Origin of the sequence: Streptococcus oralis (assembly GCF_003943395.1) — a bacterium.
Taxonomy (GTDB): Bacteria; Bacillota; Bacilli; order Lactobacillales; family Streptococcaceae; genus Streptococcus; species Streptococcus oralis_BF.
This window is the reverse complement of the sequence record NZ_RJPJ01000009.1, coordinates 1-26,676: the sequence shown is the minus strand read 5'-3', so window position 1 is coordinate 26,676 and position 26,676 is coordinate 1. Positions and strand designations below refer to the sequence as shown.

The window sequence follows — 26,676 nt, the reverse complement described above, 5'->3', positions numbered from 1 at the left end:
TTCACTTTCTATTGTTTATATCTTTAAAATCTGTACCTTCATGTTGCAAGAGCCAGGCTTTCCTTTCGACTCCCGATGCATAGCCTGTCAGACGCTTGCCTGACCCCAGCACACGATGACAGGGTACGAGGATGGACCAAGGATTGCGCCCCACTGCTCCGCCAATCGCTTGGGCAGAAGCTACCCGCAAGTCTTTCGCTATTTGTCCGTAAGTCACTGTTTGACCATAAGGAATGGCCTGTAAGTAGGTCCAAACTCGCTTTTCAAAATCTGTTCCAATAGGAGCCAAAGGTAAGTCAGATAGATCCTGAACCCTGCCTTCGAAATAGGTATCTAAATAGGAAATAACTTGCTCTAATACAGGATGACTAACGACTCCTTCTATTGTTTCATCTCCTAATCCCCTCTCAAAATGCTTCTGGTCCTGCACCCAAATTCCATACAGATATTGCTCGTCAGCAACTAAGGACAAGGTTCCAATTGGCGACGGGTAGAGCATTTTTGCGTACTTTTTCTGCTTCATTTTTTTAATTTCTGATAGGCCAAACGTTCCCCATCAACCGGAACTTTACCAACCCGTTGGAAGCCTAGCTTTTCAAAGATATGCTGCATGGCCTTGTTTTGTGCATGCGTATCTGAACGAAAATCTAGATAATCAAAACCTTCAATCAAGCCTTCTAGGAAAGTCTGAGCAACTCCCTGCCCTTGGACATCTGCTGCCACAGCGATACGGTGAAAGATCAGATATTCTGACTCTCCCCCCTGCCAACTTCCTTCATAAATAGCTTCATAGGCTTTCTCTGGACTCTTGGTCACAGCAGCATAGGCTAGTAGTTCTCCTTCTTCCAAGGCCACATAGGCTTGACCTGAGATGATATCATCGATAATGATGTCGGCATTCGGATAGCCATTTTGCCACTGGTCGATACCAGACTTGGCTAAGCACTTTTTAGCATCCTCCATCACCTGCATAATCGCATCTACTTCGTTTGGAAAAGCTAAACGAATCTCCATCTCTTCCCCTCATTTCTAACTATTTTCTCTCATCATAGCATAATTTAAAGCTTTCTACAAGCAGTTGAAACTTGACTTTTATTTTTTATTATTTTATAATCTAGTTATCAAAACTAGATAAAAAGGAGTTGGAAATGAATTCTAACTTTTCCTACCCAAAATGGGAAGACATTCCAAACATTGACCTCTATCTGGATCAGGTTTTACTCTATGTCAATCAAGTCTGTACCCCTATCTCTCCAGATAAGGACAAGGGACTAACAGCATCCATGGTCAATAATTATGTCAAACATGGTTACCTGACAAAACCTGACAAGAAAAAATACCAACGCAAACAAATTGCCCGTTTAATTGCCATCACTACTCTCAAGTCTGTCTTTTCGATCCAAGAAATTGCTCAGACCCTCAATACTCTGCAAACTCAAGCGAGTTCAGACCAGCTCTACGACGCTTTTGTGGACTACATGAACCAAGGGATTGATCCAGAAAATCCTATTATCCAAACCAGCTGTCAAACGGTTAAACTCTATCATCAAACTCTAGACTTAATCCTTATCAAAGAAGAGGAGGAAATCCAATGAATACCAGTCTAAAGCTCAGTAAAAAGCTCAGTTTTGGAGAGGAGATTGCCAATAGCGTGACCCATGCTGTGGGTGCCGTTATCATGCTCATCCTACTCCCTATTTCATCCACCTATAGTTATGAAGCACACGGATTTTTATCATCTTTTGGCGTTTCTATCTTTGTTATCAGTCTCTTTCTCATGTTCCTCTCGTCAACCATTTACCACTCTATGGCCTATGGTTCGACCCACAAATACGTCTTGCGAATCATCGACCATTCTATGATTTATGTGGCTATCGCAGGCTCTTATACGCCGGTCGTATTGACTTTGATGAATAACTGGTTTGGCTATCTGATCATTGCCATTCAGTGGGGAACGACCATCTTTGGCATCCTCTATAAAATCTTTGCTAAAAAGGTCAATGAGAAATTCAGCCTTGCCCTTTACCTGATCATGGGCTGGTTGGTTCTGGCTATCATTCCTGCCATTATCAGTCAAACAACACCAATTTTCTGGAGTCTCATGGTAACTGGTGGACTCTGTTATACAGTTGGAGCTGGATTTTACGCTAAGAAAAAACCTTATTTCCACATGATTTGGCATCTCTTTATCCTAGCGGCATCTGCACTCCAATATATCGCGATTGTTTATTTCATGTAAAAAAGTTGAGAATCTTTTCTCAACTTTTTTCTTTACACATATTGATAAAGTACTGGTGCAAGCGAGCATCATCTGTCAATTCTGGATGAAAAGAAGTTACCAGCATATTCTGTTCTTGAGCTGCAACGATTTGATCATCAACTGTTGCTAGAATTTCTACACCCTCTCCAACACCGCTGATAATTGGTCCACGGATAAAGGTCATGGGAATCTGACCGACTCCCTTACATTCTGCCTCTGTATAAAAACTTCCTAGTTGGCGTCCATAAGCATTACGCTCTACTACTATATCCATAGTCGCTAGATGACTTTCTTCCTGAGAAGTGATTTCCTTAGCCAGCAAAATCAAACCGGCGCAGGTTCCAAAGACTGGTAAGCCATTGAGAATAGCTTCTCTTAGAGGAAGCAGCATGTCCTGGTCTCGCAATAGCTTGCCCATGGTTGTAGACTCACCACCAGGCAAAATCAAACCGGACAAGTCACTCTGATGTTGTTGAAAATCATCTAAATTTCTGATTTCTACACTCACAACACCTAACTTTTCTAGCACTTTTACATGCTCTGCAAAGGCACCTTGCAAGGCTAATATTCCGATTTTCATCTATTTTCCTCGCTCTGCCATAAGAATTTGGATTTCATTTTCATTGATACCAACCATGGCTTCCCCTAGGTCTTCAGAGATTTGAGCCAGAATTTGAGGATTTTGGTAGTTGGTTACGGCTTTGACAATAGCACTTGCTCGTTTAACAGGATCTCCTGATTTGAAAATGCCTGAACCGACAAAGACGCCCTCTGCCCCCAATTGCATCATCAGCGCAGCATCTGCTGGTGTTGCCACACCTCCGGCTGCAAAGTTGACAACTGGTAATTTTCCATGTTCATGGACGTATTGAACCAATTCTACAGGGACTTGCAAGTCCTTGGCAGCAACATAGAGCTCATCCTCACGTAGGTTTTGAATACGGCGAATTTCCTGATTCATCATACGCATATGGCGAACCGCTTGAACAATATCGCCTGTCCCTGGTTCTCCTTTGGTACGAATCATGGAAGCTCCTTCAGCGATACGACGCAAGGCTTCACCCAAGTCCTTGGCCCCGCAGACAAAAGGAACTTGGAATTCCTTCTTATCTACATGGAAACGGTCATCAGCTGGAGACAGCACTTCACTCTCATCGATATAGTCAATCTCAATAGCCTCTAAAATCTGGGCTTCAACAAAATGCCCGATTCTGACCTTGGCCATCACTGGAATACTGACCGCTTCTTGGATTTCCTTAATCATCTTTGGATCACTCATACGGGAAACTCCACCAGCTGTACGAATATCAGCTGGAATCCGTTCCAAGGCCATAACAGCTGCCGCACCAGCAGCCTCTGCGATACGAGCCTGTTCAGGGTTCTGAACGTCCATGATAACCCCACCTTTGAGCATCTGTGCCAAGTTTTTATTTAGTTCATAACGATTTTCAGTCATTTCTTTATCCTCATCATTTGTATTGGTAGCTACCATTTTATTTTATGTCAGATTAGAATGAAGTACAAGATAGAAAAACAATAATTGTCTGGGTACAGAAGCATAAAAAACTATCTGACCTTAACCTAAGGCCAGATAGCTCAGCTATTGTTATTTTTCAGCTGTAAGTGCAGCCATTGTAATGTAGTTATATGGTTTGTTGAAATGTGGCAAGAAGAATAGATCTGTCAAGGCCAATTTATCAATTGTCACATGCTCTTGGATAGCAAGTGAAAACATGTGGATTCCCATGCTGATTGCAGAATCACGAGATACCATTTGCGCACCAAGGATTTCGCGACTGTCTTTGTCAAAGACAATCTTGATGGCAACTTCGTGGTTGTCATGTTTGATAAATTCTGGTTTTTGAAGGTCGTTAAAGCCAGTTTCAGTTGCGTTATAGCCAGCAGCTTTGGCTTTTTCAAGAGTCAAACCAGTTGAAACCATGTGAAGGCCATAGATAGAGATACCGTTTGATCCTTGAACTCCGATTCCTTCCAATTCATGACCACAAGCGTTATAAGCACCAACGATACCAGTACGCACAGCGTTAGATGCAAGGGCGATGTAGCTTGTGTCTTTACGAGCATTGTCATAAACAGTTGCACAGTCACCAACAGCGTATACACCTGGGATAGATGTTTCTTGTTTCTTATCTACAAGGAAGGCACCGTTGCGGAAGAGTTCAATCTTACCGTCAGCAAGAGCTGTATTTGGACGGAAACCAACAGCAAGAACCACCATATCCACATCAAATGTTTCTTTGTCTGTCACCAAGCGTTCTACTTTGCCGTCACCTTGGATGGCTTTAACTGTTTGACCAAGAGCCAAGCGGATGTTGTGGTCTTCCAAGTTCTTCGCCATCATTTGAGTGAAGTCTTTGTCATAGTAGCCGTTCAAGACAGTGTCTACGATATCTACAAGCACTACTTCTTTTCCAAGACGCTCGAAAGCTTCAGCAAGCTCAACACCGATGTAACCACCACCAACAACGGCAATGCGCTCAAGGTGTTTGCTCTTGTCTTCAAGTTTTTCAATAACTTCTTCTGCGTTTTGGTACAATTTAACAAATTGAACATTTTCCAGTGTTGCTTTGAATTCGCGGTTGCCCTTAACGATTTCAACACCTTCGATTGGAGGCAAGATTGGAGTTGAACCAGTTGCAAAGATCAATTTATCATAAGACTCTTTGTGTTCTTTACCTTCAACTTCTGCAGTCACAACTTTGTTATCGTAGTCAATTGAAAGAACTGGTGAGTTCATGTAAACTTTAGCACCTTTTGCTTCCAATTTTTCTTTATCAGAGTAGAAGAGACCTTCTGGGCCATCAATTTGTTCCCCAATCCAAAGCGCCATTCCACAACCAAGGAATGAAATATTTGAGTTTTGGTCAAATACCACAATTTCATTTTCATGACCAAAGTTGTCCAACATCGTATTAATACAAGCTGTACCAGCGTGGTTAGCACCAACTACAACGATTTTACTCATAGAAAAATTCCTACCTTTAATTTTTGATTTACCTTTCTAGTATACCATTTACTGTTAGCGTTTACAAGGCATTTGCTCAGAATTCTCTTTTTTTCAAAAAAAATTATTCTTTACTATATTATTTGTTTCATTTCCTTCCAATTTTTAAGCATATTTCTTGACTTTTGTTAAAATTTATTTGTGAAAACGCTGACTTTATGGTATGCTAGATACATGGAAAGAAAATGTAAGGGGTTTAATTTCTCTAACTATCTTATATTGAATGATTTCCTATAAGAAGAAAGGAGTTGGTAACTTGCCTCTTCGTTCGCACTCTGAACGGCTAATGGGAACAACTATCACGATTTCATTAGTAGATGAACGGGCTGATTGCCTACTTCAAGGAGCCTTTGATTTGCTCAAGGAGCTCGAATACCGCTTCAACGCCAATAGTCAAGAATCCGAACTGATGGAAATCAACTACCAGGCTGGAATCGCACCTGTTAGGGTTCATCCTGACCTATTTGAACTGATTGCTCTTGGACTTGAGCATAGCCTAGCACCATCTAGCCATCTCAATATCAGTATCGGTCCCTTGATTCAAACCTGGCGAATCGGATTTGCAGATGCACGGCTTCCAGAGTTAAACGAAATCGAAGCTGTCTTGCCTCTAGTTGACCCGCATTTTATCAAGTTAGATCCGACTAACTCTACTGTTTTTTTAGTGAAGAAAGGAATGAAGCTTGATTTAGGTTGTTTAGCTAAGGGCTATAGTGCAGATAAGGTTGCTCAGTATTTAAAAGCACACGGAGTCACCTCTGCCTTGATCAATCTCGGAGGAAATATCCTCACTATCGGGAATAATCAAGCCAAAGAAGGGAAAGCCTGGCAGATTGGGATCCAAGATCCGCGAAATCCTCGTGGCAATCATCTCCTAACCATCCCTGCTTCTAACAAATCCGTTGTCACTTCAGGTATCTATGAACGTCACCTGACAGTAGATGGAAAAGACTATCACCATATCTTTGATAGTGAGACAGGATTTCCTGTCGAAACCGATCTTGCTAGCCTAACGATTGTCTCTGATAAATCCGTTGATGGTGAGATTTGGACAACTCGCCTATTCGGAGAGCGAAGCGCTTCTATCCTCTGGCAAGTCGAAAGTATAGATGGGATTGAAGCCATCCTCATCGACAAAGAGGGACGCCTTGCATGTTCTTCAGGCCTTCAAAATTGTATTATGTAAAAAGAGAAAGGAAATCTCATGCTAAAACTTATTGCCATTGTTGGAACGAACTCTAAACGTTCTACAAACCGCCAACTGCTCCAATACATGCAAAAACACTTTGCTGATAAAGCTGAAATTGAACTCGTTGAAATCAAGGACATCCCTGTTTTCAACAAACCAGCAGATAAACTTCTTCCTGCTGAAATTCTTGAAATTGCAGCCAAAATCGAAGCATCTGATGGTGTGATTATCGGTACTCCTGAGTACGACCACTCTATCCCTGCAGTTTTGATGAGCGCTCTTGCTTGGCTATCTTACGGTATCTACCCACTTTTGAACAAACCAATCATGATTACTGGTGCTTCATACGGCACACTTGGTTCATCTCGTGCCCAATTGCAACTTCGTCAAATCTTGAACGCTCCTGAAATCAAGGCAAACGTTCTTCCAGATGAATTCTTGCTCTCACACTCTCTTCAAGCATTTAACCCAAGTGGCGACTTGGTTGACCTTGATGTCATCAAGAAATTGGATGCCATCTTCGATGACTTCCGTATCTTCGTGAAAATTACTGAAAAATTGCGCAATGCACAAGAATTGCTTCGCAAAGATGCTGAAGAATTTGACTGGGAAAATTTGTAAGATAGGAGACCGAAAGAATGAAATTTGTTGGACTTGTTGGATCAAACTACGATCAATCATATAACCGCAAACTCTTGGAATTTATTCGTCGCAATTTCAAATTCAAATTTGAATTAGAAGTTCTTGAAATCGACGAAGTTCCAATGTTTAACCAAGACGAAAAATGGGACGACAGCTTCCAATTACGCTTCTTGTATAACAAAATTACACGTGCTGATGGTGTCATTATCGCCACTCCTGAGCACAACCACACTATCTCAGCTTCTCTCAAATCTGTACTTGAATGGCTTTCATACGAAGTTCATCCATTTGAAAACAAGCCTGTTATGATTGTGGGAGCATCATACTACGACCAAGGAACTTCACGTGCCCAAGTTCACCTTCGTAAGATCCTTGACGCTCCAGGTGTCAATGCCTACACACTTCCAGGGAATGAATTTCTTCTCGGTAAAGCCAAAGAAGCTTTTGATAACAATGGAAACATCACCAACGAAGGGACTGTTAAATTCCTTGAAACTTGCTTAGATAACTTTGTGAAATACGTAGGAGTCGTTTCGAAATTGAAAAAACCAAAACCAATCGAACCAGAAGACTTGGATTGTGGAAAACCAATTGCTACAACCATTACAGAAGTTGACCCTGACGATCCAGAATGGGTAGAAAAAGTTGCTGCAATCACTGGTGCTGTTTCTGGTGATACCTATGTCAAACTGGACCACGGTGTCTTGACAGTTAACCAAATCGATATGTTCTTGAAAGCTATGCCATTTGAATTGACATACGCTGATGACAACAACCAATTCCTCTACTACAACAACGCTCACCAAGATCCAGACACTATGTTTGCTAAACGTGTACCACATCAATCAGGTAGTCGTATGTCGACTGTTCATGGATCCCTCCCACCAGCACGTATGAAGAACGTAGAGTGGGTTATCGGAACACTTCGCAACGGAAACCAAGAATACGTTCGTACGATTGTTCCAGGTTCTCCTGCAGGTGTCATCAACACCCACAACTACCAAGCAATGTACTATCCTGATGGATCATACGCTGGTATCAATGAAATCGTCTTTAACTTCCAACCATGGCTTGACTGGTACCTAAAAGAAACTGGTCAACGTTTGGTAGGTGGTAGCGGACCATTTGCTCCTGCTGCTGGAGGTCATGGAGACGCCGATGCTACTTCTGGCGCTTCTGATTCAGGGGATTCTGGAGGCCACGGTGGTGACGCTGACGCTACTTCTGGCGCAAGCAACTAAGAAACCAAAAAGGAGCCACTTGGCTCCTTCTTTTTTATTGCAAAAGAAAAGGGGAATGTAAATCATCTACAACCCCTTTCATTTTATGAGTTAGGATCATCTATACTACGGCCGTGTAAACCTTTTTCACGTTGTACCTGACGTAGTTTTTCTGGTGTGACGTCATTTCCTTCCTCGTCCACAATTTTAATTCCTTCAATGTGGTGACGAACAGAACGACGATAGCCTTCGATGTACTCCTCACGAAGTTTAGCTTGTTCCACTTTTTCAGCAGAAGTTAAGCCTTCTGTTTTTTTCTTTTTGGCAAGCTCGTTGATACGAGCGATTTTTTTCGGATCCATTTCTTCTCCTTTGTGATAAGATACAGTCCGTTTGACTGAGTTTATTTCGTATTGATTTGGTTAAAACGTGCGAGCTTAGCTGCTTTCTGGGTTAATTGCGACAGGATTGCTAAGCGATTTTGTCGGACAGCCTGGTCTTCAGCCATTACCATGGTATTTTCAAAGAAAGCATCAATAACTGGGCTAAGTGCAAAGAGTTGTTCTAATTGCTGACTTGCAGTCCCTGACAAAACGAGTGACTCTACTGCTTCCGCCAAGGCTTTCTCTTCTTCATTTTCAAAGAGAGCAGGATCAACAGCATCAGAACCTTCTGCTTTCTCAGCCAAATTGAAAGCACGTGAGAGGGATTCGACAGACGATTTGAAATCTTCATTCTTGCTTGCTTCTACGAGAGCACTTGCTGCTTCTAGCATATCTGCCACAACAAAGTTCGAACTTGCAAGGACTGCTTCCTTAATGTCTTTTGAAGTTGAGCCCATCATCTTATCAACACGAGCCTTGATAAAGTCCATGACTTCCGCTTTATTTTCATAAGTCAAGCTGTCAAATTTCAAAGCATAAAGGCTATCGATCAGCTCATCCATAGCAATGTGCCAACCAAAGGCATCCAAGATACGAACCACACCTTGCGTCGCACGACGAAGGGCATAAGGGTCATTAGAACCTGATGGAATCAAGCCTACTGAGAAGAAACTCAAAATCGTATCCAATTTGTCTGCAAGGGCTAGAATGGCTCCAATCTTGCTCTCTGGAAGTTCGCCTTCGGCTGATGTAGGCATGTAGTGTTCACGAATAGCAGCCGCAACTGCTGGAGTTTCACCAGCGAGAAGGGCATATTTCTCACCCATAATACCTTGGAGCTCATCAAACTCACCAACCATACCCGTCAACAAGTCAAACTTGTAAATAGCTGCTGCACGCGCTAGGTCAACTGTTTCATCCACTGACAAAGCAGCTTTTTCTGCCAAGAGAATGGCAATCTGCCCCGTACGAATCATGTGTTCACGAAGAGAACCAATCTTTTCATGGAAGGTGACATTGTTTAATTTTTCGACTAGGTCAGAAATGATCAATTTTTGGTCTTCACGCCAGAAGAATTCTCCATCTTCCAAGCGTGCTACCAAGACTTTTTCATTACCCTTGATAACATTTTCCAAATGCTCTGCGTTTCCGTTACGGACTGAAATGAAGTTTGGTAAGAGTTTACCGTCTTGATCACGAACAACAAAGTAACGTTGGTGCTCCTTCATCGAAGTCACCAAGACTTCTTCTGGAACTTCAAGGTATTTGGCATCAAAACTTCCCATAAAGGCAGTTGGGTATTCAACCAAGTTCAAGACTTCATTGAGCAAATCGGCATCAATATCGATACCTACACCATGCTCTGCTTCGATTTCCTTGATTTGGTCAACAATCATTTGCTCACGTTCCCGTGGATCCGTGATTACAAACTGTGCACGAAGGTCTTCTTCGTAGCTCAAAGCTGACTGAATTTTGGTTTCTTGTCCCAAGAATCGATGACCACGGCTTACACGCCCCCCTTTGATATCAAGGAAATCCAAATCAAACTCTTGCTCATCCAAAAGTACAGTCAAAGTGTGAACAGGGCGGATGTATTCAAAACTATTTCCAGCCCAGTGCATGCTGACAGGGAAAGTTAGGGACTTCAAGACTTCCACAACACCAGGAACAATGGCTTCAACTGCTTGACCAATTTCTTCCTTGGTAACATAGACGTATTCTTCTCCCTTGATTTCACGGAACTCAATATCTTCAACCGTCAAGCCTTTCCCACGGACAAATCCTTGAGCTGCTTTGGTGAAGTTTCCATCACTATCCAAGGCAATTTTTTTCGCTGGTCCTTTGAAATCTTCTGTCAAATCAAACTGTTTGTCTGCAAGACCAGTCACACGAACAGCCAAACGACGTGGTGTTGAGAAGGTTTGAATAGCTTCAAAAGACAGGCGGTTTTCCTTGAGGAAGGCTGCCATTTTTTCACCTAGTTGTTTTTCACTTGGAGTTACTACGTAGGCTGGTAACTCTTCAAGACCGAGTTCTACTAATAAGTTTTTTGTCATGTTTTTTCCTTTACATCTTCTTCAATCTTTTCTTTTGATATGCACCTTAGGTACTGGGGACATCGCTAACTAACTTTTGTGAGTCTGTAAGGAAATCTTATACCAAATAAACCAAGATTTCCAACAGTCTCATCAAAGTGGATTTAGCTGACTGATTTTTGAACCTAAGGTTTCAAAAATTCCCAAATAACAGTACGGCGGTGCATATCCTCTAGCAAGTCTTCGACTTGCCTCTAACGATTTTAAAGCACAATATTACTCACTATTCTGCGTCTTCTGCTAGGAGTTTAGCTCGCGTTTCTTCATCCAAAAGTGGGTAACCTAGGCGTTTGCGTTCTGCGACAAAGGTTTTGGCTACGACACGGGCCAGGTTACGGATACGAGCGATATAGCCTGCACGCTCGGTTACAGATACAGCACTGCGCGCATCAAGCAAGTTAAAGGTATGTGAACATTTGAGAACATAGTCATAGGCAGGGTGAACCAAGCCTTCTTCCAAGGCACGACCAGCTTCTTTTTCAAATTTATCAAAGTTTTCCAGCAACATTTCTTGATCCGAAATTTCAAACGAATATTTTGAGTGCTCGTACTCAGGCTGGATGAAAATTTCTCCATATTTTACACCATCAGCCCACTCGATATCATAGACAGAGTCTACTTCTTGGATATACGAAGCCAAGCGCTCCAAACCGTAGGTAACTTCCGCAGTCACAGGACCAGTTGCCAATCCCCCTACTTGTTGGAAATAAGTGAACTGAGTGATTTCCATCCCATCAAGCCAAACTTCCCATCCAAGACCAGCTGAACCAGTTGATGGATTTTCCCAGTTGTCCTCAACGAAACGAATATCGTGTTCCAAAGGATTGATTCCCAATTTTTCCAAAGACTCAAGGTAAAGTTCTTGGATATTTGATGGAGAAGGCTTCATAACCACTTGGAATTGGTGGTGTTGATAGAGACGGTTAGGGTTTTCCCCGTAACGACCGTCAGCAGGACGACGTGATGGCTCTACATAAGCCGCATTCCATGGTTCAGGACCGATAGCACGAAGGAAAGTGTAAGGGCTCATTGTCCCCGCACCTTTTTCATTATCATAAGCCTGCATAAGCATACAACCTTGGTCATTCCAAAATTGTTGCAAAGTCAAAATAATTTCTTGAAATGTTAATTTCTTAGACATTGAATACTCCTTAATAAAAAATGTTTTCTTGCGACACGAGTTTGCCTCGTCGATTATACGAGGCAAGACGAGTTAGTACTGCGTCTAACTCAGCACCCTAGTGCTGAGCGTGGGGCAGTCCGACTGTAAGGAGGTCTCTGCCACTGACGCAGTGAAATGTTAATTTCTTAGACATTGTTTACTCCTTTTTTTATAAATTACTTGCGACACGAGTCTGCCTCGTCGATCATACGAGGAAAGACGAGTTAGTATTGCGTCTAGCTCAGGCACTCTAGTGCTGAGCGTGGGGCAGTCCGACTGTAAGGAGGTCTCTGCCACTGACGCAGTGGAAAGTCAATTTTTTAAACATTGTTTACTCCTTTAATTTATATTATCTTTTTGGATTTACTCATCAAGCAACCAAGAAAAAGCTGGATCCTGAAAAATATGACGTTTAGGAACAGTTTGTAAATTCTGATTGCATTCATCTACTGTACCCAATTTCAAAGCACAAACTTCTGGTACATCTTCTTGAATAGTGAAAATTTGACTATGGCAGTTCTGGCAGTAATAGCGTTGTTTTCCTGGGGATGAACTATAGGTAACCAACTGTTCTTTTCCATGCAATACTAGGTTTTTACTGCTAACTTTGGCATTCACTGTATAGGCAGACGCAGTTGCTTTCCGACAGAATGAGCAGTGGCAAAAAACTAATTCCGACAATTCCTCATCTAAAGTGTAGGTCACTGCTTTGCATAAACAAGATCCTTTAAGCATTATGCTCCTTTCTACTTAGGCATTAGACGAAATTCAAAAAGAACCGAATTTCAACACCCAAGCCTTGCGACTAGGGGCGTCAGAAACGCGGTTCCACCCTAATTTATTACTTCATTATTTTTAAAAATACGACAGAAAGCGCCAGTTTCTTACCTTGTTCTACTTGGCTCCCACTGTCCCAAGCTCGCTTAAAGAACGCCATAAGACTTTCTTTCTTGTTGATTATTATATCAGAAAGAGAGAAAATTTACAATTCTTTTTCTTACTTTCTAAAAATCCATCTCATCCACACGAGGTGCGCCAGAAATCACTGAGATAGTCTTTAGGATCTCTCGCTCTTCTTTGCTGAGTTCAATCCCAAAACAATCAAGATTGCTCTTGATGCGAGAGGCTGTTACTGACTTAGGTAACGGTAAAAACTCTTCTGCCAAACTCCAAGCCAAGGCAATTTGAGCCACTGATTTCCCATGCTTATCAGCAATTTCTTGGACTTCTTTCTGTTCAAACAGCTCTCCTTGTCCAAAAGGTCCCCAAGCCTCTAGGAGAATTCCCTTCTCTCTACAGTAGGCAACTACTTCCTCTTGATAAACTCCTGGTGCCAAGCGCACCTGATTGACCGCTGGAATGATTCTTGCCGTCTCAAGCAAAGCATCCAAATGATGGGGAAGGAAATTACTAACGCCGATAGCACGGATTTTGCCTTCTTGGTAAAGGTACTCCATCGCTCTCCAGACTTCAGCATTGCGAGTTTTCCATTCGTCATTTTCTCTTAAAGGTTTTGGATTTGGCCAATGGATAAGGTACAAATCTAGATAATCCAATCCCAGTTTTTCCATTGATTCTTCAAATGCTTGGCGAGCTTCTTCATAGCTGTGATTGGTATTCCAGAGTTTGGTCGTTACAAAGATTTCTTGACGTGGAATACCGCTATCTCGAATAGCACGGCCAACGCTCTCCTCATTTTGATAGATAGCCGCAGTATCGATATGGCGGTAACCAGCCTTTAAGGCTTCTAAAACGGCTTGATAGGCCACTTCTCCATTTTCAGCCTTCCATGTCCCAAATCCTAAAACTGGGATTGAAACTCCATTATTGAGGGTGTAAGATTTCATCGTTTTTCCTTTCTATGTGAAGAAAATCTAAAGAAACAAAGTCCTGATTATCAGAATACTTGCTCCTTTAGATTTTAACAATTATTGATCACGGTCATAATACATTTCGTGAGCTTTTAGACGTGAATTGAGCATTTCCGGAACAGTCACAAATGTATAACCTTGCTCTTTCAGATATTCTATAATCTTTGGAAGAGCATTAACTGTAGCGCCGTGAATATCATGCATAAGAACAATCGATCCATTACGAACTTGATGCTGAATCTCTGTTAAAATAGCAGTTTCATTCTTGCTCTTCCAGTCCAAACTATCTACATTCCACATGATAAAACTCAAATCCAGACTATTACGAATATCATCTGTAATCGCTCCGTAAGGGGGGCGCATAAGTTTAGAACTCGAACCTAAAACCTTGGTCAAGGCATCTTCCGTATCCGTGATTTGTTTTTTAGCATCTTCGAGAGACAATTTAGAAAGAACGGGATGATCCCAGCTATGATTTCCCACAACATGTCCTTCCGATTTCATTCGTTTCAGAAGATCTTCATTGCCAGCAATGTTTTTACCAAGTACAAAGAAAGTCGCCTTTACATTGTACTTAGCTAATGTATCCAAAGCTTGCGTAGTTGTAGATGGGTTTGGACCATCATCAAAGGTCAAGGATACAACTTTTTTATTTTTCTGAGCAAAATAAGTTTGGTAAAGTTCAGCATCTTTCTCAAGCAAATAGGATGACTCAATAACATCAAAGAAACTGGATATTGGTAAAGCAATTTCCTCCAGAGTCTCCCCTAGGTCAGCAGGATAAAGGATGAGTTGACTATTTTTATAGTCAAAGCTCCATGACGACAAATCTTGGTCTGTAAAGTTTTTTAGGACCTGATCAATTTTTGCCTGGTCAAGTTTCTTATCTTCTAGAGTTGATTTGATTTGACTCAGTAAGAGTTCCTTAGCCTTGCTTGCATCTTTGAAGAGTTTGCTGAGGTCAAAATCTTTCCCATCTTCAGTCAAAAAAATTTTCCCTAAAGAAGTCTTTTCTTTTTCTTCAACCTTTGATGCAGACAAATCGTAGACTTGCTTACTGATACTACGAGAAACAACTCCCTTTAAGACGGGATCCAATTGCTCACTATAATAAAAGACCAAGTCCTCTTTATCTTCCAGCTTTTCTTTAATATCCTGGTTGATTTTTTCTCTAACAGACGCAATGACTTCCTCTCCTTGCAGAGGGTAGTAGGCAATCACCTCAGCTTGACCTTTTCGGAAATGGTCTCTCTGACTACCTGAGTTGAATTGTTGGTCCTTTTCGCTTTTTAGCGCTTCAATTTTTTGTTCGTAAGATTGCTTTTGTAGTAGCTTATAACCAATAGCACTCCCTAATAGAATCGTAGCAATTCCTAAGATTCCAACAAGGGAAAGCAATAGCCTTCTCGTTTTATCGTGAGAAACACGTTTCGCTCTATTTTTTTTCATATTTCCATCATATCAAATCGAGGCTATTATTTCAATGATAAACAGGGATTCTGTCTTTTTTTAGGAAAATAAAAAAGCTTAGAAATCCTCTAAGCTTCTATTTTTAAAAACGAATCGCTTCACGTGTTTTTTCATAAGAAGAAACAAAGCGATTTGTGACTCCTGGTTCTGCAACTTCCAAGGCCTGAGAAATCTTCTCAAATGATGCCTTGTAGTCAAATTCTTTTTCAAAAATTTCAAGTGCTTCATTGAAAGCTTGCTGGATACGCTCATCAAATGAACGGTAACGGTTTGAATACTGCAAGAGTTGCTCCGTCAAAGTCGCGTATTGAACAATATTGTAGGTTTCTGTTTCAAGAGCCTCCATGTCATGGGTCGCAATTTCAAGAATTCGTTTAACTGATTCAATATTAACTTGTGCTTGTTCTAACTCTGCCATCAGATCTTCTGTGTTATGGCTTGCAGTAAAGAAAAGTTTCAAGAAACTTTGAGGAATACCCGGCAAGTTTCTCTTCTCCATGTAACGTTTGATAGTATGCAAACGGTTCACATAGACATTTGCTTTCTGACGAGCATTGATGTCATCTTTTTCGATTTGAGCTAGGCGTTCACTAACAGAGATTTGCTCATCTTCAATATCCTTAAGGTTGCTTTGCAGCATTTCCAACTGTTCTTCTAAAACAGAGTAAGCTTGTGTCGGCTCTTTTGGATCTTCTGTGACTTCCATGATAGCAGCATCAAGTGAAGCCAATTCTGCTTGAAGACGACGAACATGATTTCCATCACTTTCAGGAAGAAGGTAGGTTTTAGTCAAGCGTTCAAGATCTTGAACAAGCACCTGATTATTTTCTTTCAAGTGGTTGAAATAAGTTGGTAATGTAGCAAGAAGACTTTCAACCACTTTTTGAGCTGCAATTTCACGAGTGAAGATATTGTAAAGTGCATTGATTTCTTCTTGAATGCGATTATTTTCATACTCTGCATTGTCCAATTCCAACTGACGAATATTTTCTTGATTATTTTTCAGAGATTCATGCAAAAGTTGGAAACGAGACTCGATATCTGTTTCTGTAAAGTGGTAGTTGGCATCCAAGAGCTTGCGATAGCCTGCTTCCAAATCTGCCAATTGGTCTGGCAATTCCTTTGTTAAGGTTTCAACAAGAGCTGGAATTCGCTCAACGATATGTGTCAAAGCGAGAATATGATTTTCAGTTGAATCAAGAATTGCTGCTGCTTCAACTGGGTCACCTGAAGAGTTCAAAGTTACAAATTGAGAAAACTCTGACTGGATATTTTCCAATTGTTTCTCAATTTCAGGAAGGGCTTTACCATACTCTTCCGAATTTTCTGCTACGGTATGTTGCAGATTTTCAAATAAGTCCAAAGCATGCAGAACACGTCCGCTATTCTTAGACTCTTGTTTTTCAAGCTCTGAAAGCGCATTGCGAATCGCCGCAATGTCTTCTTCAATTAAATCAATTTGACTTTCGATTTGATCGATTTGGTGAGTCGCTTTGAAAAAGCGAAAAGAATTATTATAGCCTTCAGCCTCAAACAGGTTATTTTCAATATCAGCAAATGAGTTAAGGGATAAATCAACCCATTTTTGATTCCATTCACGGAAGGTTACCTGACTTTGACCAATCAAGTGCATGTTTTTAACGGCTTCAACCTCATCATTTACAGGAAGGTTGTAGAGTTCTTCTTTTCTTTCTTCAAGGGCCGTCAATCTACTTACATTACGCTTACGTAGGAAGATTGCCGCTACATAAGCCAGAATCAAAATGACTGCAATCGCAACCATTAGATAAATTAGTTGTCCATTAGACATATCAAACTCCTTTTATACTAGAAACAATCGTATTGATTATATCATATTTTTTAGGTCATGGGAACTATTTCCCACATTTTTTAGACGTCAAGGGTGCTGTAAACGGCATTTTCTTCGATAAATTCACGACGAGGTTCAACTCGATCCCCCATCAACATATCAAAGATCTTATCTGCTTCGGCAGCATCATCTACCGAAACACGCGCCATCAAGCGATGTTCTGGATCCATGGTGGTTTCCCACAATTGGTGGTCATCCATTTCTCCCAAACCTTTATAACGTTGGATGGTTGGTTTTGAACGCCCTTCACTGTGACGTGCTAAGGCTTCTTGGAGTTTAATTTCTTGATCTGCACCAGGCTGGATGTATTCTTTGATATCACTTCCAACTTTTACTCCGTAGATTGGCGGTTGGGCAATGTAGACATATCCAGCTTCTAGAATTGGTTTCATGTAGCGGTAAATCAAGGTTAGCAAGAGGGTCCGAATGTGGGCTCCATCGACATCGGCATCAGTCATCAAAACAAGTTTTTGGTAACGAGCCTTAGTGACATCAAATTCTGCACCAAATCCTGTTCCCATGGCAGTGAAAAGGCTCCGAATTTCTTCGTTGGCAAGGATTTTATCCATGCTAGCTTTTTCAACGTTTAAGATCTTACCACGAATTGGCAAGATAGCTTGGAATTCACGGTTACGACCAGATTTAGCTGATCCACCAGCCGAGTCTCCTTCGACGATAAAGAGTTCTGTTTCAGCAGGATTGTTAGAAGAACAATCCGCTAGTTTTCCTGGCAAATTGGAAATTTCCAAGCCAGATTTCTTGCGTGTGACTTCACGCGCACGCTTGGCAGCTACACGAGCCTTGGCAGCCAAAATCCCTTTTTCCACGATGCGCTTGGCAATCTGCGGATTTTCCATGAGAAAATCAGAGAAGGCATCGCTGAAGAGACGATTGGTAATCTTAACCACTTCGCTATTGCCCAGTTTGGTCTTGGTTTGTCCTTCAAACTGCGGATTTGGATGCTTGACAGAAATCACAGCAGTTAATCCTTCACGGACATCTTCCCCTGTCAGGTTGTCTTCATTGTCTTTTAGCAGCTTATTTTTGCGGGCATAATCATTGATAACACGCGTCAGTGCTGTACGGAAACCTTGCTCATGCGTTCCGCCTTCATGGGTGTGAATGTTATTGGCGAAACTCATGACGTTTTCGTGGTAACCGGTTGTGTACTGCATGGCTACTTCAACGGTAATATCATCCATCTCACCGTCTGTGTAGATTGGTGTGTCAAAGATAACATCCTTGTTCTCGTTGATATATTCAACGTAGCTAGCTATCCCACCCTCATAGTGGTAATGTTTAGTCTGTTCGAGACCTTCACGCTTGTCTGTGATTGAAATTCGAAGTCCTCGGTTCAAAAAGGCTAATTCTTGAATACGTTTGTTTAATTTTTCAAAGTCAAAAGTTGTTGTTTCTGTAAAAATCTCTGGATCTGGTGTGAAGTGAACTGTTGTTCCAGTTTTATCCGTATCTCCAACCACCTCAAGATCAGCAACAACATGACCACGACGATATTCTTGGTAATGAATCTTACCGTTTTTATGAACATGAACATCTAGTTGCGTTGAAAGAGCGTTTACTACTGATGAACCTACACCGTGCAATCCACCTGAGACCTTGTATCCGCCACCGCCGAATTTTCCTCCAGCGTGAAGGACTGTAAAGACGGTCTCAACAGCGGGACGTCCTGTCTTTTCCTGAATGTCAACAGGAATTCCACGACCATCATCCACAACAGTGATGGAATTATCTGGCTCAATAAAGACTTGGATATGACTGGCAAATCCAGCCAGGGCTTCGTCAATTGAGTTATCAACAATTTCCCATACTAGATGGTGAAGACCTTCTTTTGAAGTCGATCCAATATACATACCTGGACGCATACGAACGGCTTCCAGCCCCTCCAAAACTTGAATTTGACTGGCATCGTAATCCTGTGCCTGTTGATTTTTGATTTCTTCTGTCATTTTTTTCCTTTTTCTTACATGTCTATTGCTTGTCTCAATGTCGCAACGTTTTTAAAAAGATAGGCATCTAAGCCAGCAGCTTTACCTGCTTCTACATCAATATTTCTGTCACCAATGACCAAACCAGATGTAATATGATATTTATCACGTAAATAAATCATGGACTCAGGATCTGGTTTTCGTTTGAAGCCTGAACTGGCAGTCACTACTTCTGTGAAGTAGTTCGCTATCTGGGTCTTGGCAAGAAGTTCTAGCACTTGGTCATTTCGATGAGAAACCAAAAAATGACGACCACCCTTGTCAGAGATGTCTTTGAGTAACTCAGGAATTCCCTCAAACAAGACTGGGTGCTCTAGCTCACGTGCTTCATTTTCTTTGTAGTGCTCTAAAAAATCCTCGATATCTGGAGCAAACTTCTCAATGGCAAAAGCTGTCGAAACCTTCAAGGCTTCGTAAACACGGTCGTGTTCTTGCTCAATTCCATATTGGGCTAAGGTTTCTACAAAGGCTGCAGTAGAAGTCTCATAATTATCCAATAGGGTACCACCTAAATCCCATATATAGTCGTGATATTTCATACCCTTCATTATACCATTTTTTTATGAAAAAGGCGATGATTTCCTAGATTTTTCCAAGTAAAAAACGAGAGCCGAACTCTCGTCTTACTGTTGATTTCCAAAGACATCTCGATAGAGCATGCCGTCTCGTAAACTTTCGGCATCTCCTCCCAATTGCTCTACCAATTCATAGGCAAATGCAAGGGCAGTTGACGGTCCTCGGCTAGTTATTAGATTACCATCTACAACCACCGTTTGCTTTTGATAAATTCCGTCAGTAATTTGCTCCTGAACTCCGTCATAACAAGTAAAGTGCTTATCTTTCAGGACACCTGCTTGATGGAGGGCGATTGGGGCTGCACAGATAGCTGCAATTTTCTTTCCTACTTGGTTAAAGGCTTGAATTTCAGAAATGAGGGCTTGATTATCGCGTAGATTTGCTGATCCAGGCATGCCACCTGGAAGAACTACCAAGTCATAGTCGGACAAATCACCATCAAAGACACGATCGGCTTTTACCTGAATGCCATGTGATCCTGTCACCTGCTCTTCAAATCCTACCATATCACATGAAATGTTTGCTCGACGCAAAACATCGACTACTGTCAAGGCTTCAATTTCTTCAAAACCCTGAGCTAAAATAACTGCTACTTTTGCCATAGTGGCCTCCTTATTTGATTTGTTTTAGGATGACTTTCTTTCGTTTGAATGGAACTTTTCCACTTTTCTCTTCTGCTAGGTTGGTCTGGTAACTCATAGACAAGAGGAGACCGACTCCGATGAGGTTACTAATAATTGCAGAGCCCCCTTGAGAAATGAATGGCAAGGGAATCCCTGTCAAAGGAAGTAAGCCTGTCACGGCACCGATATTTTCAAAAATATGGAAGAGTAACATCATGATAAAGCCAGTCGAAATGTAGGTGTAGAACTGGTTATTTGACCTGAGCGTAATCTTCAACATTCGATAGATGAGAAGTAAGTATAAAGCGATGACAAAGACTGAACCAATGAAGCCAAAGTCTTCTGCAATTACGGTGAAAATCATATCACTTTCACGTACTGGAATAAGGAGATTGGACACATTGAAACCTTGTCCAAACAAGCCACCACTTCCAATAGCAATTTGCCCCTGCGCCTGTTGGTAAGTCGTTGTTTGCGCAAAGTCAAAGGGATTGAGCCAGGCCAAGATTCGATTGATCTGGTATGTCGGCATCCCAATCTGGTGCAAGAAGGCACGCCCATCCTTGCTTATAAAGATTGCCATGAAGCCTGCAACTGCAGTCACTCCTGTCGCAAAAACTGGAATGATAATCTTCCACGAAACCCCTGAAAGGAGAACCATGCCTGCAAAAATAGCTACAAAAACCAAGGCAGTCCCCAAGTCACTTTGTAGGGCTAAGAGGATCAAGACTGGGATGGTAAAGGCAATCATCCAACCAATCAATAGGAAATCCAGGGGAATAGTCCGTCGCCATTCCTTGTGTTTTTGAGTGAATTGTACAATGACTCGAGCCAATATCAAAATGTAGGAAATCTTCATGAACTCCGATGGCTGAAAAAGTGTCGTTCCACCAATTGATACCCAGTTTTTGGCACCTGTAGAAGCTACCAAACTCGGATTGTAAAAAACAAGGGGGAGAACCATCAAGGCCAAACCTAAGCCATAAAGATAGGGAGTCACCTTCCATAAAAACTCGGTATTGAAGAACATGACGACAAACCCAATGACAAGCCCTAAAGCAATCCAAGCAATTTGTTGGCCTAAAATTGGAAGTACATTATTGGGATAGTCATGACTAACTGCTATATAGATAGCCACTACTCCAATCACCAGTAAACAAAACACTGGTAGGAGGAGGCTATAATCGACTCGAGAGTCGAAGGAACGTTTCATATTTTTTACCTTTTCTCTTTCTTGGATTTTTCTTTCACTCTATTGCGACGGGATTGGAGAAAATCAGCTACAGCAGGCTCTAGCTGATCTCTAGCAAGGACCCGAACAGTTCTTTCTTTTGACAAGGTTTGGGCGATTTGTTTGCCATAGTGCTTGCTGACAATACGACTGTCTAAGATTACAGCAACCGAACCTTGGTCAGGCCGTCTAACAGTACGACCTAAGGCTTGTTTTATCCGAATAATAGCCATCGGCAACTGATAATCATAAAAGGGATTTTTCCCTTCTTGACGCAGTTCTTGGTTTAATTTTTTGGTTAAAGGTTCTTGGGGATTTTGGAAAGGCAATCTCGGAATCACTTGGATTACAAATGGATGGGTAGAAAAGTCAACTCCTTCCCAGAAACTACCTGTTCCAAGCAAGATCTGGCGTTCGCCTTTTTCAAAACGTTTTTTCAGTTGGCTTGGTTCCCCATTTTTATACTGAGCCAGATGCGGTTGGTCGAGCAGGTCCGAAACTGCCAGCAACATCTCTTTTGAGGTAAACAAAACCAATAAGGGTTCTTGAAAGGCTTGTAAGCTTCGAATAACAGAAGCCACTTCACTAGCATAGTCAACAGGCGAAACTTCTGTCACAAGAGGAAAATCATTGACTAGAAAGACTTCTTGTTGCTCCTGTTTTGCTACATCAAGTTTAACAAGCGGAGCGTCTGGGAATCCCAATAAATCTGCTAAGGAAACCCGATTGCTGATTTCAAGAGTAGCCGATACTCCTAGGAGTCTACAATCTTCTGGCAATAAGTCTGCTAGTATAAAGCGGCCTTTTTTACTTGAACAAATCAAGACATCCTTGCTCGATTTCTCTGCTGTAGCAAGCCAAAATTCACGGTCCGAGGTGAAAAAGTTTGCAATCTCTCTATACTCTGGGAGAGCTAACTCCGAAAAATGCTGGCGCAACTCTTCAAGAGAATCCAACCACTTTCCATTTTTCAGACCTGACTGATAGTGCTCCATCAAGTAACGACATTCAAAGCCGATACTCTCAAGCAAACGTTTCTGAACCAAATCTTCCTCTGTCTCTATGGACTTATCAAGCTGGGTTACAAGTTCCTCAAGGCGATAAGCCTGCTGGGCTAGATTTTCGAGAGCTAGCAGCATTTTTTGAGCTTCATCCAAAATCACTAAACGGTTGTCGACAAACTCTGGATTGTCTTCCAAACGAGTGACCAGATAGGCATGATTGGTCAAGAGAACACGACTGGTCTCGGCCTTTTCCTGCCCTCGTTTCCAAAAATCCTCTGTGGCAAATAAACTTTTCTTTGAAAGCTTGCCATCGTGGACTAGTTCTGGCAGAAAATGCTGGTAGCGATAAAGCTGCCCAATTTCGTCCAAATCACCAGTCTCTGTCTCCGTTAGCCAGATGAGCAGTTGCATTTTAAAGCGTGTGAAAAGACGATTGGACTCAGATCGATGGAGAACTCGGTGAAAGGCATCCAGTTTTAAATAATTTTGAGGACCCTTGAGACTATGAATCTCCAGATGAAAAACCTCTTTTAAACGCTGTCCTTCTTCTTGCATGATTTGATTTTGAAGAATTTTGGTCGGAACACTCACTAGGATCCCTGCTTGACTCTCCAAGTTCAAAGCTGGGAGGAGATAACCATAAGTCTTGCCCAGTCCCGTTTGGGCTTGGATAAAGGAAGTCTGGTGTTCTTCCAATAAGTGCTCAACCTTCTCCGCAAATTCCAACTGTTGCGGACGCTCCTCCAACCCCAATAAAGAAATGTTTTTAGCAAAGTCTTTGGATAACTTGCGTGGTGCTAATGCTTGACTTTCCTTTCTCAGGAAAAGCCCATGAAGCTCCATCAAGTCTGGCGAAGATAAGAGAGATTGTTGCTGATAGACCTCCTCAATCACCAGATAACTTTCATAGAGAAGGTTATCTGCAAGGTCTAACAAGCTTTCTAAGAGCCCTTTAGGTAACTCGAAGAGTTTTTGACGCATGTAAAGCAAGAGTTCTGCTGTTGCCTGAGCATCAGACAGAGCAGTATGAGCCTGTTCCAGTTCAATGCCCAACTCTTGACAAAGGATACCTAAGTTATACTTTTCAAACTGAGGATACAAAACTTGGGCAAGCTCAACTGTATCCACCCGCGGTGTACGCAATTCATATCCTTCAAAAAAGAGAAATTCTGCAAGAAGGTTAGCATCAAACTGTACATTGTGCGCAACAAAAATACCGTCCTTAACCAATTCAAAAATTTTCCCGGCCACCTGAGAAAACTCTGGCGCCGCAGCCAAACGCTGATCGGTCAGACCTGTTAATTCTTTGATATGAGAATCCAAAGGTTCGTGGGGATTGACATCAGTCGCATACTGATCGACGATTTCGCCATCCTCAATCACCACAATACCTACTTGAATAATTTTTGCCTTGCTTCCGGTGCTGGTCGCTTCTAAATCAACGACCACATACCGATCATTTCTCGCATTCATCATTAAAAATTATATCAAAAAAAGCATGATTTGACACCCCTCAACTTTGATAACAGTCTCGCTTTAATTGCGAGTTTGAGTAAAAATCAAGACCTTAAAAGAGAGAATTTCACGCAAGTTCAGTAGTTGGTCGCTGGTTCTGAGGTATTTGAAAACCTTATCAACAAAGCTACATCAACATAAAAAGACAACTAAGGTATTAGCTGCCTTTTTGAGATATTTTTTTCATTATTTTGGGAAGATGACTGCTGATTTCCGTCGGTAAGACCACATAATGTTCTTGAGCTAATTCTTGGGCTATAGCTGAATGAAGATGAGTCGCTGCTACCACTCGATCGTAGAGACTAGCTTGTTTAAACTGGCATGCAAATCCTGCAATCATTCCAGCCAGAGTATCTCCCATTCCCCCAGTTGCTTGGTAGGGGCCTCCAACTTCTAATTGATAATATTCAGGCTGCCCAGCTTGCCAGATACGAGTTGCCGGACCTTTCTCAACTAAAATCGTTCCTTGAGGAAAAGCAGAAAGAGCCCTAGCAGTCGCCTCTGTATTTTGATGGTCAAGAACTATACCAGACAGTCTTTCCCATTCCTTTTGGTGGGGAGTTAGGATGAGCTGACTAGATGGGAATGGAAAATGAGCTTTTGCTAAGATGCCCAAAGCACCACCATCTGCAATCAAAATCTGGTCTTCTCTGAGGCTGTCAAAGACCTGTTTTACGAGTTCTTCTCCGAAAGTATCGTCTCGTAAACCAGGTCCCAATAAGACAACTTCTGCCCTCTCCAATTGCTCTTTTAACAATTGCTGATCTTGAAGAGAGAAGGCCATAGCCTCAGGTAAATGACTGTGTAGAGCAAGGATATTTTCCCTATCTGTTCCAACGGTCACCAATCCTGCACCACTTTTTACAGCTGCCAAGGCAGCCATGATGATGGCTCCACCATAAGGATAGGTCCCACCAAGCAAGAGCAGATGGCCATAGTCTCCTTTATGACTGGTACGAGAACGTTCAATAATGACTTTTTCTAGTAAGGCTTGATCAATCACTTTCATCGTTTTTTCCTCTCTATTCATTATACTATAAAGTTTATTGACCTTGCATCTTAAACATAAATCTCTTCCTTCATATAGAAAAAGAGGGGACAAAGCCCCTCTACGAAATATCTCTTTTTTCAAAGTCAATTAATTTCTTTTTTACTTTTTGCGACAAAGATAGCAGATAGAGCTAGTCCAACACTTGCCAAGAAAATAGCTGTTTCTGACTGTTTCTCACCAGTTTCTGGCAATCTCTTGTCTTCTTTGGCAATTTGAACTGGTGCTCCTGAAGTCTGAGTTTTTTCTAACGAACTTAGCTTGAACTCTGGTTTCTCTACTGTCGGTGCTGGTTGGTCTCCTGCTGTACCAAGCGGACCTGTGTACTCTGGTACTTCATGTACTACTGCTTCTACCGCGTTCACACCACCTGTAAACTCTAGTTTCTCAACTATCGGTGCTGGTTGGTCTCCTGCTGTACCAAGTGGACCTGTGTACTCTGGTACTTCATGTACTGCTGCTTCTACCGCGTTCACACCACCTGTAAACTCTAGTTTCTCAACTATCGGTGCCGGCTGATCTCCTGCTGTTCCAAGTGGACCTGTGTACTCTGGTACTCCATGCACTGCTGCTTCTACCGCGTTCACACCACCTGTGAATTCAGGAACCTCAAGAACGGGTGCTGGTTCTTCACCCTTGCTTGATTGAACCGGTTCTTCTGTTAATTCTTGATGGAAGCTTGCCAATTCATAAAACTCAGCCTTGCCACCTTCCCAGACTAATTTGACGTCTAGAAGAGAGCCACCATTTCGGATAGCGAAGGTTTGGAGACTAGATGTAATGGCACCAAGATCTGTCCAACTGTCTTGGCCATCCTTGAGTGTTCTAGCAAGAACACGTGCCTTAGCTCCTTCAGGAAGACTGGAAACGAGACGAAGGTGGTTGGCATTGGTTGGCTCAGATAAGTGATAAACTAACTCGCCCTTGTCTTTTTCAGACTTGTAGCTGGTCAAGACTTTGCCGTCTACAAGATTATTATAAAGATTGCCTTGGCTTTCTCCACTGTTTCCTTCTACTGTCGGATCATTGATCGGTTTGACAAATTCACCATCATTGATGACCAATTCTGTAAAGCCTACAAAACGAGCATCATAGTCTGCAGTATAGAGAACACGGAGATAGTTGGCTTTGACTGGTGTCGTCAATTCACCTTCGATGTAACGATTTCCTGGCATCTTAGAATCATGTGTCCAACCATCTGTCAGAGAATCATCGTGTTGGCTATTGGCCACACCATCTCCTACTGTCACAACATCTGTCCAAGTTTTACCGTCTTGGCTGACTTGGATCTTACCATCACGAAGGTAGTTTTGAGTTCCGTCTTGGATGTAGGCTCTAATCTTCTTGATAGTGCGTTCGCTACCAAGTTTCAAGGTCACGTGGCCATCTTTATGGGCGTAGTCTGAAAACTCAACGAAGTTGTTGTAAACACCGTCAAATAGTTGATCTAGGTTGTTCAGTTTACGAACATCATTGCTGCCGTAT

At 41.9% G+C, this 26,676-nt stretch carries 24 protein-coding genes; 5 read left to right on the top strand and 19 right to left on the bottom strand.

Annotated elements, in window-relative coordinates; genetic code table 11:
• Position 1: 1 nt before the first annotated feature.
• On the bottom strand, positions 2 to 523 hold the full coding sequence (locus D8802_RS07560) for a methylated-DNA--[protein]-cysteine S-methyltransferase (protein WP_125395387.1): 522 nt from the start codon (positions 521 to 523) through the stop codon (positions 2 to 4).
• A complete protein-coding gene (locus D8802_RS07555; RefSeq protein WP_125395386.1) occupies positions 520 to 1,014 on the bottom strand; it encodes a GNAT family N-acetyltransferase in 495 nt (164 codons plus the stop codon). Before D8802_RS07555 ends, D8802_RS07560 begins: the two co-directional genes overlap by 4 nt.
• 134 nt (positions 1,015 to 1,148) lie before the next feature.
• Here D8802_RS07555 and D8802_RS07550 point away from each other — a divergent pair, with 134 nt between their 5' ends.
• Both D8802_RS07550 and trhA read left to right on the top strand, forming a co-directional pair.
• Positions 1,149 to 1,595 (top strand): DUF1836 domain-containing protein, encoded by a 447-nt coding sequence (locus D8802_RS07550; RefSeq protein WP_125395385.1) that lies wholly within the window; start codon positions 1,149 to 1,151, stop codon positions 1,593 to 1,595.
• A complete protein-coding gene (trhA, locus tag D8802_RS07545; protein ID WP_001097971.1) occupies positions 1,592 to 2,239 on the top strand; it encodes a PAQR family membrane homeostasis protein TrhA in 648 nt (215 codons plus the stop codon). Before D8802_RS07550 ends, trhA begins: the two co-directional genes overlap by 4 nt.
• A gap of 19 nt (positions 2,240 to 2,258) precedes the next feature.
• Here trhA and pdxT read toward each other — a convergent pair whose 3' ends face one another.
• From pdxT to nox, 3 genes are all read right to left on the bottom strand, one after another.
• On the bottom strand, positions 2,259 to 2,840 hold the full coding sequence (gene pdxT / locus D8802_RS07540) for a pyridoxal 5'-phosphate synthase glutaminase subunit PdxT (protein ID WP_125395384.1): 582 nt from the start codon (positions 2,838 to 2,840) through the stop codon (positions 2,259 to 2,261).
• Positions 2,841 to 3,716: a pyridoxal 5'-phosphate synthase lyase subunit PdxS gene (gene pdxS / locus D8802_RS07535; RefSeq protein WP_125395455.1), complete on the bottom strand. Its 876-nt coding sequence runs from the start codon at positions 3,714 to 3,716 to the stop codon at positions 2,841 to 2,843. It abuts the gene before it with no gap.
• 150 nt (positions 3,717 to 3,866) lie between these two features.
• On the bottom strand, positions 3,867 to 5,246 hold the full coding sequence (nox, locus tag D8802_RS07530) for a H2O-forming NADH oxidase (RefSeq protein WP_000036764.1): 1,380 nt from the start codon (positions 5,244 to 5,246) through the stop codon (positions 3,867 to 3,869).
• Positions 5,247 to 5,541: 295 nt separating this feature from the next.
• Here nox and D8802_RS07520 point away from each other — a divergent pair, with 295 nt between their 5' ends.
• Genes D8802_RS07520 through D8802_RS07510 form a run of 3 tightly spaced genes read left to right on the top strand, consistent with a single transcriptional unit; the run spans position 5,542 to position 8,357 of the window.
• Positions 5,542 to 6,471, top strand: coding sequence for an FAD:protein FMN transferase (locus D8802_RS07520; RefSeq protein ID WP_125395383.1), 930 nt, complete (start codon positions 5,542 to 5,544; stop codon positions 6,469 to 6,471).
• A gap of 18 nt (positions 6,472 to 6,489) precedes the next feature.
• Positions 6,490 to 7,095, top strand: coding sequence for an NADPH-dependent FMN reductase (locus D8802_RS07515; RefSeq protein WP_000915929.1), 606 nt, complete (start codon positions 6,490 to 6,492; stop codon positions 7,093 to 7,095).
• 17 nt (positions 7,096 to 7,112) lie between these two features.
• On the top strand, positions 7,113 to 8,357 hold the full coding sequence (locus tag D8802_RS07510; RefSeq protein ID WP_125395382.1) for an NAD(P)H-dependent oxidoreductase: 1,245 nt from the start codon (positions 7,113 to 7,115) through the stop codon (positions 8,355 to 8,357).
• An 83-nt stretch (positions 8,358 to 8,440) separates the two neighbouring features.
• Here D8802_RS07510 and D8802_RS07505 read toward each other — a convergent pair whose 3' ends face one another.
• The 14 genes from D8802_RS07505 to D8802_RS07440 all read right to left on the bottom strand — a co-directional run.
• A complete protein-coding gene (locus tag D8802_RS07505; RefSeq protein ID WP_000371290.1) occupies positions 8,441 to 8,698 on the bottom strand; it encodes a DUF896 family protein in 258 nt (85 codons plus the stop codon).
• Positions 8,699 to 8,739: 41 nt separating this feature from the next.
• Positions 8,740 to 10,776: a glycine--tRNA ligase subunit beta gene (glyS, locus tag D8802_RS07500; RefSeq protein WP_125395381.1), complete on the bottom strand. Its 2,037-nt coding sequence runs from the start codon at positions 10,774 to 10,776 to the stop codon at positions 8,740 to 8,742.
• A 262-nt stretch (positions 10,777 to 11,038) separates the two neighbouring features.
• Positions 11,039 to 11,956 carry a glycine--tRNA ligase subunit alpha gene (gene glyQ / locus D8802_RS07495; protein WP_125395380.1) on the bottom strand — a complete coding sequence of 306 codons (918 nt, stop codon included), beginning with the start codon at positions 11,954 to 11,956 and terminating at the stop codon, positions 11,039 to 11,041.
• Between the two features lie 384 nt (positions 11,957 to 12,340).
• On the bottom strand, positions 12,341 to 12,712 hold the full coding sequence (locus tag D8802_RS07490; RefSeq protein ID WP_125395379.1) for a GFA family protein: 372 nt from the start codon (positions 12,710 to 12,712) through the stop codon (positions 12,341 to 12,343).
• Between the two features lie 269 nt (positions 12,713 to 12,981).
• On the bottom strand, positions 12,982 to 13,824 hold the full coding sequence (locus D8802_RS07485; protein ID WP_125395378.1) for an aldo/keto reductase: 843 nt from the start codon (positions 13,822 to 13,824) through the stop codon (positions 12,982 to 12,984).
• A gap of 81 nt (positions 13,825 to 13,905) precedes the next feature.
• A complete protein-coding gene (pgdA, locus tag D8802_RS07480) occupies positions 13,906 to 15,297 on the bottom strand; it encodes a peptidoglycan-N-acetylglucosamine deacetylase PgdA (RefSeq protein WP_125395377.1) in 1,392 nt (463 codons plus the stop codon).
• Between the two features lie 103 nt (positions 15,298 to 15,400).
• A complete protein-coding gene (gene ezrA / locus D8802_RS07475; protein WP_125395376.1) occupies positions 15,401 to 17,128 on the bottom strand; it encodes a septation ring formation regulator EzrA in 1,728 nt (575 codons plus the stop codon).
• An 80-nt stretch (positions 17,129 to 17,208) separates the two neighbouring features.
• On the bottom strand, positions 17,209 to 19,155 hold the full coding sequence (gene gyrB, locus D8802_RS07470) for a DNA topoisomerase (ATP-hydrolyzing) subunit B (RefSeq protein WP_125395375.1): 1,947 nt from the start codon (positions 19,153 to 19,155) through the stop codon (positions 17,209 to 17,211).
• A gap of 14 nt (positions 19,156 to 19,169) precedes the next feature.
• Positions 19,170 to 19,733, bottom strand: a complete 564-nt coding sequence (locus tag D8802_RS07465) for an HAD-IA family hydrolase (protein ID WP_312023260.1) — start codon at positions 19,731 to 19,733, stop codon at positions 19,170 to 19,172.
• An 84-nt stretch (positions 19,734 to 19,817) separates the two neighbouring features.
• Complete coding sequence (locus tag D8802_RS07460; RefSeq protein ID WP_125395373.1) at positions 19,818 to 20,372, bottom strand: DJ-1 family glyoxalase III; 555 nt, start codon at positions 20,370 to 20,372, stop codon at positions 19,818 to 19,820.
• Positions 20,373 to 20,382: 10 nt separating this feature from the next.
• Positions 20,383 to 21,606, bottom strand: coding sequence for an FtsW/RodA/SpoVE family cell cycle protein (locus D8802_RS07455; protein WP_125395372.1), 1,224 nt, complete (start codon positions 21,604 to 21,606; stop codon positions 20,383 to 20,385).
• Positions 21,607 to 21,611: 5 nt separating this feature from the next.
• Entirely contained in the window at positions 21,612 to 24,101 is a 2,490-nt protein-coding gene (locus D8802_RS07450) for a bifunctional DnaQ family exonuclease/ATP-dependent helicase (RefSeq protein ID WP_398575030.1), read from the bottom strand.
• 199 nt (positions 24,102 to 24,300) lie between these two features.
• Complete coding sequence (locus D8802_RS07445; RefSeq protein ID WP_125395370.1) at positions 24,301 to 25,152, bottom strand: NAD(P)H-hydrate dehydratase; 852 nt, start codon at positions 25,150 to 25,152, stop codon at positions 24,301 to 24,303.
• Positions 25,153 to 25,277: 125 nt separating this feature from the next.
• Positions 25,278 to 26,676, bottom strand: a 1,399-nt coding sequence (locus D8802_RS07440; RefSeq protein ID WP_125395369.1) for an SIALI-17 repeat-containing surface protein, incomplete at its 5' end; no start/stop codon positions are given.

Coding starts and splice junctions, on each gene's coding strand:
- D8802_RS07560 (WP_125395387.1), bottom strand. CDS start 523: ATGAAGCAGAAAAAGTACGCAAAAATGCTCTACCCGTCGCCAATTGGA.
- D8802_RS07555 (WP_125395386.1), bottom strand. CDS start 1,014: ATGGAGATTCGTTTAGCTTTTCCAAACGAAGTAGATGCGATTATGCAG.
- D8802_RS07550 (WP_125395385.1), top strand. CDS start 1,149: ATGAATTCTAACTTTTCCTACCCAAAATGGGAAGACATTCCAAACATT.
- trhA (WP_001097971.1), top strand. CDS start 1,592: ATGAATACCAGTCTAAAGCTCAGTAAAAAGCTCAGTTTTGGAGAGGAG.
- pdxT (WP_125395384.1), bottom strand. CDS start 2,840: ATGAAAATCGGAATATTAGCCTTGCAAGGTGCCTTTGCAGAGCATGTA.
- pdxS (WP_125395455.1), bottom strand. CDS start 3,716: ATGACTGAAAATCGTTATGAACTAAATAAAAACTTGGCACAGATGCTC.
- nox (WP_000036764.1), bottom strand. CDS start 5,246: ATGAGTAAAATCGTTGTAGTTGGTGCTAACCACGCTGGTACAGCTTGT.
- D8802_RS07515 (WP_000915929.1), top strand. CDS start 6,490: ATGCTAAAACTTATTGCCATTGTTGGAACGAACTCTAAACGTTCTACA.
- D8802_RS07510 (WP_125395382.1), top strand. CDS start 7,113: ATGAAATTTGTTGGACTTGTTGGATCAAACTACGATCAATCATATAAC.
- D8802_RS07505 (WP_000371290.1), bottom strand. CDS start 8,698: ATGGATCCGAAAAAAATCGCTCGTATCAACGAGCTTGCCAAAAAGAAA.
- glyS (WP_125395381.1), bottom strand. CDS start 10,776: ATGACAAAAAACTTATTAGTAGAACTCGGTCTTGAAGAGTTACCAGCC.
- glyQ (WP_125395380.1), bottom strand. CDS start 11,956: ATGTCTAAGAAATTAACATTTCAAGAAATTATTTTGACTTTGCAACAA.
- D8802_RS07490 (WP_125395379.1), bottom strand. CDS start 12,712: ATGCTTAAAGGATCTTGTTTATGCAAAGCAGTGACCTACACTTTAGAT.
- D8802_RS07485 (WP_125395378.1), bottom strand. CDS start 13,824: ATGAAATCTTACACCCTCAATAATGGAGTTTCAATCCCAGTTTTAGGA.
- pgdA (WP_125395377.1), bottom strand. CDS start 15,297: ATGAAAAAAAATAGAGCGAAACGTGTTTCTCACGATAAAACGAGAAGG.
- ezrA (WP_125395376.1), bottom strand. CDS start 17,128: ATGTCTAATGGACAACTAATTTATCTAATGGTTGCGATTGCAGTCATT.
- gyrB (WP_125395375.1), bottom strand. CDS start 19,155: ATGACAGAAGAAATCAAAAATCAACAGGCACAGGATTACGATGCCAGT.
- D8802_RS07465 (WP_312023260.1), bottom strand. CDS start 19,733: ATGAAATATCACGACTATATATGGGATTTAGGTGGTACCCTATTGGAT.
- D8802_RS07460 (WP_125395373.1), bottom strand. CDS start 20,372: ATGGCAAAAGTAGCAGTTATTTTAGCTCAGGGTTTTGAAGAAATTGAA.
- D8802_RS07455 (WP_125395372.1), bottom strand. CDS start 21,606: ATGAAACGTTCCTTCGACTCTCGAGTCGATTATAGCCTCCTCCTACCA.
- D8802_RS07450 (WP_398575030.1), bottom strand. CDS start 24,101: ATGAATGCGAGAAATGATCGGTATGTGGTCGTTGATTTAGAAGCGACC.
- D8802_RS07445 (WP_125395370.1), bottom strand. CDS start 25,152: ATGAAAGTGATTGATCAAGCCTTACTAGAAAAAGTCATTATTGAACGT.